The sequence below is a fragment of the Formosa sp. Hel3_A1_48 genome, from assembly GCF_001735715.1.
In the GTDB taxonomy this organism is placed as follows: domain Bacteria; phylum Bacteroidota; class Bacteroidia; order Flavobacteriales; family Flavobacteriaceae; genus UBA3537.
Map to the genome: position 1 here is coordinate 258,458 of NZ_CP017259.1, position 12,996 is coordinate 271,453.

11 protein-coding genes are annotated in these 12,996 nt (G+C 34.4%); 9 read left to right on the plus strand and 2 right to left on the minus strand.

What is annotated here, in order from left to right; translation table 11 throughout:
* Positions 1–5 precede the first annotated feature (5 nt).
* A complete protein-coding gene (locus FORMA_RS01145) occupies positions 6–3,185 on the minus strand; it encodes a glycoside hydrolase family 2 TIM barrel-domain containing protein (protein WP_069673935.1) in 3,180 nt (1,059 codons plus the stop codon).
* A gap of 203 nt (positions 3,186–3,388) precedes the next feature.
* On the opposite strand from FORMA_RS01145, the gene FORMA_RS01150 reads away from it, so the two are divergent.
* The 9 genes from FORMA_RS01150 to FORMA_RS01190 all read left to right on the plus strand — a co-directional run bounded on the left by FORMA_RS01150 (position 3,389) and on the right by FORMA_RS01190 (position 12,068).
* The gene (locus tag FORMA_RS01150) at positions 3,389–4,333 is read left to right on the plus strand and encodes a 2-dehydro-3-deoxygalactonokinase (RefSeq protein ID WP_069673936.1); all 945 of its coding nucleotides are present in this window, start codon (positions 3,389–3,391) and stop codon (positions 4,331–4,333) included.
* A complete protein-coding gene (locus FORMA_RS01155) occupies positions 4,330–4,971 on the plus strand; it encodes a bifunctional 4-hydroxy-2-oxoglutarate aldolase/2-dehydro-3-deoxy-phosphogluconate aldolase (RefSeq protein WP_069673937.1) in 642 nt (213 codons plus the stop codon). Before FORMA_RS01150 ends, FORMA_RS01155 begins: the two co-directional genes overlap by 4 nt.
* A gap of 6 nt (positions 4,972–4,977) precedes the next feature.
* Positions 4,978–6,624, plus strand: coding sequence for a sulfatase (locus FORMA_RS01160; RefSeq protein ID WP_069673938.1), 1,647 nt, complete (start codon positions 4,978–4,980; stop codon positions 6,622–6,624).
* Positions 6,625–6,732: 108 nt separating this feature from the next.
* Entirely contained in the window at positions 6,733–7,248 is a 516-nt protein-coding gene (locus FORMA_RS01165) for a hypothetical protein (protein WP_069673939.1), read from the plus strand.
* Between the two features lie 24 nt (positions 7,249–7,272).
* Positions 7,273–8,070, plus strand: a complete 798-nt coding sequence (locus FORMA_RS01170) for a T9SS type A sorting domain-containing protein (RefSeq protein ID WP_069673940.1) — start codon at positions 7,273–7,275, stop codon at positions 8,068–8,070.
* A 5-nt stretch (positions 8,071–8,075) separates the two neighbouring features.
* Positions 8,076–8,381: a Dabb family protein gene (locus tag FORMA_RS01175; RefSeq protein ID WP_069673941.1), complete on the plus strand. Its 306-nt coding sequence runs from the start codon at positions 8,076–8,078 to the stop codon at positions 8,379–8,381.
* 20 nt (positions 8,382–8,401) lie between these two features.
* Complete coding sequence (locus FORMA_RS01180) at positions 8,402–9,562, plus strand: mandelate racemase/muconate lactonizing enzyme family protein (RefSeq protein ID WP_069673942.1); 1,161 nt, start codon at positions 8,402–8,404, stop codon at positions 9,560–9,562.
* A 13-nt stretch (positions 9,563–9,575) separates the two neighbouring features.
* Positions 9,576–11,021 carry an NAD-dependent succinate-semialdehyde dehydrogenase gene (locus tag FORMA_RS01185; protein WP_069673943.1) on the plus strand — a complete coding sequence of 482 codons (1,446 nt, stop codon included), beginning with the start codon at positions 9,576–9,578 and terminating at the stop codon, positions 11,019–11,021.
* A gap of 24 nt (positions 11,022–11,045) precedes the next feature.
* Positions 11,046–12,068 carry an L-rhamnose/proton symporter RhaT gene (locus FORMA_RS01190; RefSeq protein WP_069673944.1) on the plus strand — a complete coding sequence of 341 codons (1,023 nt, stop codon included), beginning with the start codon at positions 11,046–11,048 and terminating at the stop codon, positions 12,066–12,068.
* Positions 12,069–12,102: 34 nt separating this feature from the next.
* Here the strand turns inward: FORMA_RS01190 and FORMA_RS01195 are convergent, their stop codons facing one another.
* Complete coding sequence (locus FORMA_RS01195; protein WP_069673945.1) at positions 12,103–12,984, minus strand: AraC family transcriptional regulator; 882 nt, start codon at positions 12,982–12,984, stop codon at positions 12,103–12,105.
* Between the last annotated feature and the right edge of the window lie 12 nt (positions 12,985–12,996).

Below are 12,996 nucleotides of genomic sequence, written 5' to 3' on the forward strand. Positions count from 1 at the left end.
GTTTATTAATTGCGTTGGTTAGGAATTAGCCAATATGAGTACTGATAATTATCATATGGTAGTCTGTATTGTTCTAATGGTAAGGCACCCCAACTATTTACACAACCAACACCAGAAGTAAAACCATCTATATTTAGAAAGATATCCTTTTGAGGCTCTAATAATCGGACGTGTTTTTGAGTTAATCTTTTTGAGCTGCCCGAATCTAAATCCTCTTTTTTATGGTGGGAAGCAGAAAAGTTAAAAGGGACATCGCTATAAAAAAGTAAGCCAACTTCAGGCCCAGCAGAAAATTCTACCCATCTGATATCAGTTCTATTACCATTGTCTTGCGGCCTAGCATATAAAGTAAATAAATCTTTTGGGGTACTTTCATAAAGACCAATATCAGCGGATTCTAACCTATCGATGTAATTTTCGTGAGGTCCTCTACCATACCACTTAACAGATGCTAAATCGGAGTTTAAAATAAACTCATTACCGAACTTATAAAAATTAGAATGTAATCCTTCAGGGACTTTAGCCCGCTTACCTTTGAGACCAAAAGTTTTTTCAGATTTACCTCTTAGAGCCAATAGATTATTTGAAATTTGAACAATTCCACTCGAGTGAATTATATAACTTTGAATCAGCTCAGCATCTCCATTTAAAATGTGTTGTTTAAAACTGACTTCAATTTCACTGTAACTTTTTGTTTTTATTTCATATTCAAGATCTGCTTCGGATTGTCCAATGTCTTTCCACTCCTTGTAAATCATTGGAGTATTGGCACCATAATCATTGTCAACTGGTGCACGCCAAAAATTGATTTGACCACCTTGTTTTATCAATTGGACTCCTTTAAAGGTGTAAGAAGTCATTATCCCTTTATCAAGGGCTAAGATGAGTTCAAACTCTTCTGTAGACAATGTTAGGTTAGATTTATTTTCCTTCACTTCTATTATTGAGTTACCATTTTTTGGATAAATTTTTACAAGGGTTTTGTCCTGCAATTTGAATTGTTCTTTGGCCACTTCAAATCCCTTTTCAAGTAATAGTTTTGATTTTTTTAATTTAACAGAAAGATTTAAAAAATATTCTTTGTTAGCGTTCAAATTATTAAACAAAGGTACTTCAACATAGCATTTCTCTTGTGGTTGAGCCTTCAATTCTTTGATAATTCCTTTTGAAACCTCCAAGCCATCTTCAATTATATTCCAGTGTAATTCATAGTTGGATAAGGTTTCAAAAAAATTACCATTTTTAATCTCCAACATACCAGTGTCGACATCAAAGTTTAAAAATTTAATATTTTGCATAAGCTGTTTGGCTTCTTTAAGATGTGGATTAGGCTTTTTATCCGCTTGAATAAGGCCATTATTAAGAAAATTATGGTCACTTGGAACATCTTTTGGACCAAAATCACCACCATAAGCAAAAAATGCTTTTCCATTTTGTTCTGAAAGTAGACCTTGGTCTTGAAAATCCCAAATGAACCCCCCCTGAAGCTTAGGATATTTTTCAAACAAATCCCAATACTCTTTTAGTCCGCCTAAACTATTTCCCATAGCATGAGCATATTCACACAAAATCATTGGTCTTTGTTGAGACTCATCATTGGCATAGTCTTCAATAGTTTGATAATCTGCATACATGGTCCCAATGACGTCAGTATTCCATTCTCTATTAGCGCGTTCATAATGCACAAATCGAGTAGAATCTATTTCTTTGGCTCTCAAGTAAGTCTGATAAAAGTTATACCCATTCCCTGCTTCATTGCCCAGTGACCAAGCAATAATTGAAGGATGGTTTTTATCTCTTATTATCATTCGTTCTGTTCGTTCCATATGAGCGCTTAGCCATTTAGGATCATTCCCTAAGGTCTGAGTAAGATCATAGCCCATACCATGAGATTCAATGTTGGCTTCATCATAAACATAAATACCATACTGATCACATAACTCATAAAAATAAGGATCATTAGGGTAATGACTCGTTCTTACAGCATTAATATTATTTTCTTTGAAGATTTTGATGTCTTCCAACATGCTTTCTTTACTAACTACATGACCATTGATGTAATTATGTTCGTGACGATTGACTCCTTTAATTAGAATTGGTTGTCCATTAACTAAAACTTGACTGTTTTGAATCCTTACATTTCTAAAACCAATTTTTCTTGAAATTACCTCAGTTATTGATCCAGATTGATTCCTAAATTCCATATCAAGGGTGTATAAATTAGGAATTTCAGCCGACCACGACTTCACTTCATCAATTATTGTTTCGTAGTGTAATGATTCATCCTTCATAGAAGAATACTTTTGCGTTTGCTGAAAAATGATTTTATCATTTTTTGATATAACTACGCGCAAGCTACCTTTGATTTTTCTCATAAATTCGTTGGAGAAATCAACTGAAAGTTTAAATATTCCATTTTTGTAAGTGGAATCTAAATCTGCATAAACACTAAAATCTCTAATGTGTACTTTGGGTGTGGCATAAAGATAGACATCTCTTTCAATCCCGGAAAGTCGCCAAAAATCTTGGTCTTCTAGATAACTTCCATCAGACCATCTGTAAACTTCCAACGAAATTGAGTTTTCTCCAATATTTAAAAATTTTGTCAAATCAAATTCTGCAGGTAGTTTTGATCCTTGACTGTAACCAACTTTTTCGCCATTAACCCAAATAAAAAAAGCAGATTTTACCGCACCAAAATGTATTCTAATTTTTTTTCCTTCCCAAGTTTTTGGAATGGTAAAATTACGTTTATATGAACCAACGGGATTATAACCATCTGGAATATCTGGTGGGTTTGGTGTTTTATCAAAACTAAATGGGTAGGGAATATTGCTATAAATGGGAACACCATAACCCTCTAGCTCCCAATTCGATGGTACAGCAATTTGGTCCCAATCCGAAGAATCAAAATTAGGGCTGTAGAAGTCAATTGGTCTTTGTTCTGGGGACTCGGACCATTTAAACTGCCAAATTCCATTTAGTGATTTATAATTTTCAGACAACTCAAGTTTGTTTGACCGAGCAAGATCTAGGCTTTCATAAGAAAAAAATGTTGATCTGGGCGCTAATTTGTTAACCCCTATACATTGTGGATCTTCAATGTATGGTAGTAACTTTTGAGCAAGGCAATTGAATGAAATTAAGACAAAGAAAAAAACAATAAATTGTTTAAAAGTATGCATATTGTGAATTATAACAATTTATTCAAATTTAATTTAAAATGAAGTTCCAAAATTATCAAATTCTATCATTGTTGTTTCAAAAGTTAACCAAAATTTAGCCAATTAAAGTAATAGATTACCACCCCAATTAATGGTAATTTTTGATTAATTCATGCTAAGTGATAAAATCAACTTTTTGGATAAATTTGATAGCTTTGTCTTACATGGAAAATGTAAAATTTATAAGTGTGGATTGGGGGACATCTAATTTTAGATTAAACCTTGTAGACTACAATCTCAATGTAGTAAAAACAATCCAAACTAATAATGGTATAAAATCCATTGCTGAAAATTTAAATAAAATCAATGGAAACCATGTTGATATATTTTTAAACTACATTAAAAATCAACTCAAAAAAATTGAAATATTCAACAATAGCGTTCCTATAATCATTTCTGGAATGGCCTCATCTTCAATCGGAATAGAGGAACTTCCATATGTAAAAATTCCAATCTCCATTAATGCGAATAATCTTATAATTAAATATTTGCCAAATTCAATTTTGACACATCCTATTATACTTGTTTCTGGAATAAAATCTCAAGATGATGTGATGCGTGGTGAAGAAATTCAACTCTTGGGGTTATACCATGATTTAAAAATAAAGGAGAAGTGTGTTTTCGTTTTCCCAGGGACCCATTGTAAGCACATATATTGTGAAAATGGTTTATTAACTAATTTTAAAACCCAGATGACAGGTGAGATGTTTGACATTATTTGCAACCATTCAATACTGTCGGGTTCCATTTCAACAGGTTTATTGAACGCTAGAGCCATTGATGCATTCAAGCATGGTGTTAATCTTGTAAACACCTCAAACTCCATCCTCAATACGCTTTTTTCAATTCGAACGAATACCTTATTCGGTCATAAAGACAATAAAGAAAATTTTTATATCCTGAGTGGTCTTTTAATCGGTGAAGAGTTAAGCGCAATAAATACTAAAAACCAAATTGTTTTGTGTGCTGAAAATTCCCTTTATGATCTCTACAAACTTGCTATTTCACAACTTGGATTATCTTCAAACACTATTTTTGTTGAGCAAGAAAAAGTTAAAAAATCGGTAATCATGGGGCATAATCAAGTGTTTAAAATATTGGAATTATGAAAAAAAACACATTTAACTTAAAATCCTTTAACTCCTTACCAATTATTGGAATTTTAAGGCATTTTAGTCTTGAAGAGATTAGACCTATCATTCCCATTTACCTCGCGGCGGGGTTTACGACAGTTGAGATCACTATGAATACAGAAAATGTTTTGAAAATAATTACTAGTTTAAAACAAGATTTTCCTAGTCTAAACGTAGGAGCTGGTACTGTATGTTCCATATCTGATTTGGAAAAAGCACTTGAAGCTGGTGCTTCATTTATTGTCACTCCTATAACTTCTACAAATATCATAAATCATTGTGTAAAGGAACAGATCCCTATTTTTCCGGGGGCTTACTCTCCTACAGAAATTCACTTGGCTTACAGCCTTGGAGCCACAGCCGTAAAAGTTTTTCCAGCCACTCAACTTGGGCCTACATACATCAAAGATATACTTGGGCCATTAAACAATATTAAATTATTACCGACGGGTGGCGTCACAAAAGAAAATCTAATATCTTTTTTGAATGCTGGGGCTTTTGGCGTAGGAATGGGAAATTCACTTTTTGACAAAGCCTTAATCAAAACCAAAGACTATAATTACCTCGAAAATCATTTCAATCAAATTGCAAGTATTGTAAAATCAAAAATATAAGTCCTTATGAAATTTTATTTTATTTTGCTTTTAAGTGTAAGCTGTCTTTTAGGAGTTAGTTGTCAAAATCAACACACAAAACCCAATATACTGTTGATTATGGTTGACGATTTAAACGACTATCAAGGTGTGTTTGGCGGTCATCCTCAAGCCAAAACTCCTAATATTGATAAACTTACAACAGCCGGAACACGATTTGTTAACGCACATACCAATGTTCCTGTTTGTTCGCCGTCAAGAAATAGTTTTTTTACGGGCGTTTACCCACATCGTTCGAGAGACTTTGGATGGACCCCTCATTTCAAACAACATGTTCTAAAAAACCATAAAACATTTATAGAACTCTTCAAAGAGAATGGGTATAAAACACTTGGTACTGGCAAATTGCTACACGTGAATGTAAAATCCTATTGGGACAAATGGGGGGTTCCAGAAAGATTCAATTACGGCCCTCATGCCTACAGTGGTATAGATCAAAATGGAAAACGACTCATGGGACACTCTTCTGTACCAGAGCCTTTTAGAAGTATTAATATAATAGATGGATCTTTTGCACCATTGTCTGATACGCCTGTTGTGACAGATTCGTTGGGAAAACTCAAAACCACAGGCTGGACCTATGGAAAAAAAACCTATCGATATGTTAACGATAATGACCGCGACTTAATGCCTGACGAGCAACATGCACTGTGGATTTCAGAGCAATTAAAATCTTATCATTCATCTGAACCCTTTTTTATGGCTGTTGGTTTTGTAAATCCACATACTCCTTTGTACGCCCCGAAAAAATACTTTGACCTGTTCCCTTTAGAAGAAATTGTGCTTCCAAAAATTAAAGAAGGTGATATCAATGACACCAATTACAGAAATGTTTATCCAGATACTGAAATGGGAATAAGCTATTTTCAAAAATTGAAACAAGCCTACCCAAATGATAATGAAGGACTAAAACGCTTCTTACAAGCTTATCTAGCTTGTGTTAGCTTTATGGATGATCAGGTTGGAGTGGTATTAGAGGCCTTAGATAAAAGCAAGTTTAAAGACAATACAATTGTTGTTTTAGTTAGTGATCATGGTTGGCAAATGGGGGAAAAAGATTATTTGTACAAGAACTCCCCCTGGGAAAGAAGTACGAGAATACCATTTATAATTAAGGACCCTAGAAACTCTGTTAAAAATACACCTGTATCTCATCCCGTTTCCTTAATTGATATATTTCCGACATTAGTAGATCTATGTCAACTTGAGGGAGATTTAACAAAAAATGAAAAGAAATTTGAATTGGATGGAAATAGTCTGAAACCATTTCTTAATAATCCAAACACAAACCGTTGGAGTGGTCAAAATGGGGTGCTAACCGTTTTGGGCGTTGGTGTCAATACCCCAATTGAGGGATTGGGGTACAACAAAAATAAAGCAGCTCCTTGGCACATCGAAATAGAAGGTGATTTGGATAAATCCTACATCTACAAACAAAACTATTCATACAGAACTAAAGATTGGCGCTATATTCTATACCGCGATGGCTCAGAAGAACTTTATCACACAAGTGTCGATCCTAACGAATGGCACAATCTTGCTAATGATAATAATTTTGATAAAGAAAAAATTAGTTTAAAGGCCCAACTCACCTCTATTATTAACAAAAATTAGAATAACTTTTAATATTGATAATTTTTGACTAGTAATTGTTAAAAATTGAAATTTTCAACAATCCTTTATAGAATACATTGCAGTCATAATAAAAACTCTATTCAATTTATGAAGATTGCAAATACATATCTATTCCTATTTTTTGTAACGATCTCTTTTGCTCAGGAAGAGGTTTACTATGAAGATTTTGAATCACAAGATATAGGCGCTAAACTTACTTCTTGGAAAGGCATGAAGTTTATGGGCTGGAACAAGTCCGTCTGGAAAGTGGTCGAAGAAAACGATAACAAATTTGGGCAAAGTAGTGACCAACAAAAAGTCTTTTTGGTCAAGACTTTCGATTTGGAAGCCGGTGCTACCTACCGCTGGTCTGTTGATACAAAAGTTGTCAATAACGGCCATGGTTGGAAACGCAGTCACACTTTAACGGTCACTGCAAAGGGAGATAATGACAACCATAAATATGGATTTGTCAGTGTTGATGAACCCACTTCAAATAAATGGAATTCATCAACCATTGAATTTACTGTACTTGATGGAAAAACCAAAGTTTCCTTGCAAATATTCAGATTTGCAGAGGGCGCTATCATGGCAGTAGACAATTATAAATTAACTAAACTCTAATATTAAACTTAAAAATTAAATACTATGAAACAATTTTACATTTTTACATTTTTGCTATGTGTTGGGATTACACAAAGGGCTCACGCTCAACAAACTATTTTTTCAGATGATTTTGAAAGCGGTTACACAAATGAAGCTGATTTAGCGGGTGTCAATGGTTGGCAAGTTTTCGCAAATGCTACTGCAATTGTCAAGTCAGTTAATAATAATGGTGCTGGTTTTAATGGTTCAGATTGGTATGCTGATATTAGAAATGATGGACATCAAGTAATTCAACAAGTCCTTGCGTTAATTGCAGGAGAAACTTACGAATTTAAAGCACAAGCCAAGAAAACTGGGGCTTGGGCATCGTTGAAAATTGGAGCTTATGATCTTAGTGGTACTAGTGGTACTAATACAGTTTTGATAATCGAATCTGCTAGTTCAGTCGGTGTGGGATATGCTGAAAAAACAATATCATTTACGGCGGGTTATAGTGGAAATCATGCATTTCGATTTACGAAAGGTGATGGTGCTACTGCTACTGCTCAAGTTCAAATTGATAATGTTGAAATTACATGCACCACGTGTACCCCTGCTTCTGTAGATGACTTCAACAAATTAAAATTTACAATTTCTCCAAATCCAGCACAAGATATTGTAAGAGTGACATCCAATGACATTTTGGAAAAAATGGAACTATATTCTCTTACTGGTGCCAAAATACTTGAAGTCAAAGGGAATAATTATATTAATATGAATGGCATTAGCTCTGGTATTTATTTATTAAAAGTCCACTCTGATAATGGAAGTGTTGCTACAAAAAAATTGATTAAAAACTAAAAGAAATGTACAAACACATAGTCCTTTGGAAATTAAAAAAACAGCCAGAGGAAATGACACATGCAGAGCTTGCGCAAGAGGTCAAACGCCGCTTGGACGAATTACCAACTCATATTCCAGAAATTAAGCAGTATGAAACGGCGATAAATATTGGGGATTACAACGCTTGTTTTTATGATGTTAGTTTGATAAGTAGCTTTGATAACAAAGATGATTTTTGGGCCTACACAAAATATCCAATACACGACAAGGTTGTCCATTACATACAAAGTGTTACTGTAAGTGAGCAGATTGTTGACTATGAGTTGTAAAGCTCGGCAAATAAAAATTTATGAAAATTACAAATGTTGAAACCTTTATCCTAAAAGATAAGTTATCTAAAAGTTTTTTCTTTTCACAATGGGAATACTCTGAGCGTTGCGTCTGTTTAGTCAAAATAACGGCTTCTGATGGCACCATTGGCTGGGGTGAAGGATATGGTCCAGCCGCCGTTATCGAATCGGGAATTAACCTATTGCGTCCTATAATTATTAATCAAAATCCACTTGAGAATGAAGTTATATGGAATCAGATGTACCGCAAAACATTGGATTATGCCCGAAAAGGCGTTTTAGTAGCTTCAATGAGTGCTATAGACATAGCCATTTGGGATTTAAAAGGTAAATTATTGGGGCTTCCCGTTTCGACACTTTTGGGTGGTGCACACAGAAAATCAATTAAGCCATATGCTACAGGACTTTATTTTACGGACAAAGAAAATCCCTCCAAAAATTTTGAAAAAGAGGTTAATGATTATCTCCAACGAGGGTTTAAGGCCATTAAAATGAAAGTTGGTCTCGGGGTAGAAACAGATGTCAAACATGTAAAAAAAATGCGGCAACTTATTGGAGATGACATTCAATTGATGGTCGATTCAAATCACGCCTATACACTGAGTGAAGCGACAGTACTTGCAAAAAAAATTGAACCCTATAATATTTCTTGGTTTGAAGAGCCCATTTCACCTGAGTTTTATGAACAGTACCATGAATTAAGATTAAAGACCTCTATCCCAATTGCTGGTGGTGAGTGTGAATATTTAAGATTTGGATTTCAACAACTGCTTAAACATAAATCTGTTGATATCATACAACCTGATATTTGTGCGACTGGAGGACTTACAGAGGCCAAAAGAATTGCCAGTCTTGCATCCACTTACGGCGTTGATATTGTACCCCATACTTGGGGAACATCCATAGGTATTCATGTAGCACTTCATTTTATTGCTAATCTTGAATCCATTCCAGGGCGTATGAACGATGCTGATTTTTTAATTGAATACGATCAAACTGAAAATTCGCTAAGAGAGGAACTCACAAGTCCACCAATTGAAATGATTAATGGAATGATTAGTATTCCTACCGCACCTGGATTAGGAATTGAAGTTGATGAAAGTGCTTTATTAAAATATTGTATTTCTAAAGATTTAATTCCAAAATTTATTTTGGAGTGATTATATTTAAAATATGAAAACAGAACATTTTGGTTACAAAAAATTATATATCCACGGTCAATTAATTGATGCAGAAAGTGGGAAAAGAGAGTGCGTTATCTGTCCTGCAACTGGCCAATCCATTGCCGAGATTGCTGTTGCTGGTATAAATGACACTCACAAAGCTCTAAATTCGTCAAAAGAGGGCTTTAAATATTGGTCGCGTCTTACCTTAGCTGAGAGAACAGCTTGGATGCATAAACTTAGAACTGCAATACTCTCAAAAGAAAAAGAACTTCGTTTAGCAATCATTCATGAAATGGGTAAAACCTATGCAGGATCTTTCGAAGATATTGAAGCACTAACCAATGCCTTAGAATGGTATCCAAATGCTATGAAAAATTTTAGAGAGGAACAAATTCCAGACTACGAAAACACACACACCCATAAAATGTTTCATCAACCTGCTGGCGTGGCTGTTGCTTACTTGGCTTGGAATTTTCCGTTGCTTAATGTAGGCTTTAAAATTGGTCCTGCACTAGCAGCTGGTTGTTCATTAATTATTAAACCATCCTATAAATCTCCACTATCGGCCTATATTCTTGGTGAAATTTTACACGACATTAAATTTCCGCCCGGCGTCATTAACATCCTATGTGGTCCAAGAGAAGAAGTGGCAAGTATAATGACTAAAAGTAAGATCCCGGCAGTAATCACAATGATTGGTTCCACAAAATCAGGGAAAAAAGTCATTTCTGAAAGTACAACCACAATTAAAAAATTAGGCATGGAATTGGGGGGCAATGCACCATTTATAGTCTTTGAAGATGCAGATTTTGATAAGGCCATAGACATCGGTATTGGCTTGAAATTTGGTAATTCTGGGCAAATTTGCGTGGCAGCTAATCGTTTTTTGATTGAGGAAACTCTACATAAGCGTTTTATTTCAGAATATATTGAGCGTGTAAAACAATTAAAGCTCGGATTTGGATTTGATGAAAATCCAGATATGGGTCCAATGATTGACAAAAGAGCTAGAGACCATATGTTTGAACTAATTCAAGATGCTTTAGAAAAAGGTGCCGTACTAGAATATGGTGGTAAAATACCTGAAAATTATGATGAGGGATTTTGGATGGAACCTACTGTATTGTCTAACGTAACACCAAATATGCGGGTTTTTAGAGAGGAAATATTTGGTCCAATTGCCGCTTTTATGACCTTTAATTCAGATGAAGAAGTTTTAAAATTAGCCAATGATACAGAATTTGGATTGGCATCTTATCTTTTTACCAATGACCACAAAAGAATACAACGATTTAGTGAAGAATTAGAGTTTGGGGAAATTCAAATCAACGGAGTGAAATATGCAATATATCTTCCTCATGGTGGTATAAAAGAGAGTGGGATTGGCCATGACTGTTCACACCTAGCACTTGAGGATTATATCGTAAAAAAACGCATTTCAGCAGCATTATAAACTAACCAAAAAAAACAACCAATTATGGAACTATTTTTTCCTTTTTTACTTATCATATTTGCAAGCGTATTTCAAGGCTCCTTTGGTCTAGGAATGAAGTATATGGAACCCTTAAAATGGGAATCTTGGTGGCTCATCCATGTTACAATTGCAATGATTATTATTCCAGTGACTTGGGCATTCATTGTAGTTCCAGATTTTGCACTGGTATTGAAAGAAGCATTTACAAATCCTGATTTAAGTACTGTGGTATATTCCGCAATGTTCTTTGGTTTTTTATGGGGCATTGGAGGAATATTGTTTGGAGTGAGTGTACCCTATATCGGGCTATCCCTAACAATGGGCATTGTGATGGGGCTTGCAGGTTCTGTTGGCGCTTTGATTCCGTTTTTTCAGATGGAAAATGCCATAGAAAGTGTTCAATTTCCTTATGTGATTTCAGGACTAATCATCACATTGATTGGAGTGGCATTGACCGCAAAAGCAGGAATTGATAAAGATAAATTAGTCAATAGTAATGAGGGGGAAAAATCATCGATTGTCAAGGGAATTTCTATCGCAGTGGCTTGTGGTATTTTATCCGCTTTACTGAACGTTGGTTTTGTCAAAGCAACTCCTGTTGCAGAACTTGCTGAGCGTTTTGGATCAATTGAACGCAATGCTAGTTTAGCGGCTTGGGTTATTGTTTTGCTTGGGGCCTTTCTAATGAATGCTGGATATGCAATTTTTCTACTGTTTAAAAATAATACTTGGTATAATTTTAAGGTTAATCAATCCGCAAAATCATATAAATGGGCCATACTATCAAGTGTCTTTTGGTTTGGCGCACTTGGGGTATATGGACAAGGTGCTGCTTTAATTGGCCCCATAGGACAAGTTATTGGATGGCCTATGTTACTTGGACTATCACTAATTGTTAGTAATTTCTGGGCCTACAAAGCTGGTGAATGGCAAAATGCTAAAAAACCATTTAGAATTTTATTTTTTGGGCTAGTTATTTTAATTCTTGCGAGTGTAGTTCTTGGTTACTCAAACAGTGTAACATAAGATATCTTGGATTACAAATCAGCTTAAATACTAATCAAGCCTTTTCAAAGTGTTTTAAATTCAAATCGGAATACCTTGATTTGTATTCTGAGGCGGAAATATGTTTTAATGACTTAAATACCCTATTAAAACTAGAGAGTGAATTAAATCCAGTATCAAAACAAACTTGAGATACATTTTTTTCACCATTAATTAGCATTTGGCAAGCCTTATTTATCCTATATTCGCGTATAAATTGAAAAGCTGTTTTGCCTGTTCTGTTTTTAAAATATCTACAAAAAGAATTTGTAGTCATGTATGAAACTGAGGCAAGATCTTCAAGTGATATATTTTTATTGTAATTTTCTGATATGTAATTAATTACCTTTTTAGTTCGGTCTTTAGTAGCCGATCCATCTTTCATTATAAAATTGTCAGATGATAATTCATGATAATTTTTATGGCTTGAAAGAGTTTTTAGTATTTTAAGAAGCAAAATAATTCGACTTTCATTTTTACTTTTTGATAATTTTAGCAATTGTTTTTTTAAACTGCGAGCTGTTGATTTAGGAAAAATTAACCCTTTATTAGATCGTTTTAGAAAATTATTTATTGAAGATAGTTCAGGGATTCTGAAAATATCTTGACCGCCAATAGTGCGGTTGAACTTTACCACAATATAATCAACCTCGTCTTGAAAGTTATTCATTTCATTTTTAAAAACGTGAGGTACACCACTGCCTATAAAAACAAGCTCTTCATTGTTGAAATAGTCCATATTATCACCAACAATACGAACTCCGTCCCCTTTAATAATGTACATCAACTCAAATTCATTATGAAAATGCCAATCATTTCCGAAGTAGGGTGATTTTTTTCGTTTGACGTATATGGAATTAAAGTTTGATTCTTCAGTAGATTTATACTTTAGTTTCAAAATAGTTATTTA

What these genes read in the sequence shown, in the direction of transcription:
- FORMA_RS01180 (WP_069673942.1), top strand. Translation starts at nt 8,402, where the DNA reads ATGAAAATTACAAATGTTGAAACCTTTATCCTAAAAGATAAGTTATCT.
- FORMA_RS01170 (WP_069673940.1), top strand. Translation starts at nt 7,273, where the DNA reads ATGAAACAATTTTACATTTTTACATTTTTGCTATGTGTTGGGATTACA.
- FORMA_RS01175 (WP_069673941.1), top strand. Translation starts at nt 8,076, where the DNA reads ATGTACAAACACATAGTCCTTTGGAAATTAAAAAAACAGCCAGAGGAA.
- FORMA_RS01190 (WP_069673944.1), top strand. Translation starts at nt 11,046, where the DNA reads ATGGAACTATTTTTTCCTTTTTTACTTATCATATTTGCAAGCGTATTT.
- FORMA_RS01185 (WP_069673943.1), top strand. Translation starts at nt 9,576, where the DNA reads ATGAAAACAGAACATTTTGGTTACAAAAAATTATATATCCACGGTCAA.
- FORMA_RS01165 (WP_069673939.1), top strand. Translation starts at nt 6,733, where the DNA reads ATGAAGATTGCAAATACATATCTATTCCTATTTTTTGTAACGATCTCT.
- FORMA_RS01155 (WP_069673937.1), top strand. Translation starts at nt 4,330, where the DNA reads ATGAAAAAAAACACATTTAACTTAAAATCCTTTAACTCCTTACCAATT.
- FORMA_RS01150 (WP_069673936.1), top strand. Translation starts at nt 3,389, where the DNA reads ATGGAAAATGTAAAATTTATAAGTGTGGATTGGGGGACATCTAATTTT.
- FORMA_RS01160 (WP_069673938.1), top strand. Translation starts at nt 4,978, where the DNA reads ATGAAATTTTATTTTATTTTGCTTTTAAGTGTAAGCTGTCTTTTAGGA.
- FORMA_RS01145 (WP_069673935.1), bottom strand. Translation starts at nt 3,185, where the DNA reads ATGCATACTTTTAAACAATTTATTGTTTTTTTCTTTGTCTTAATTTCA.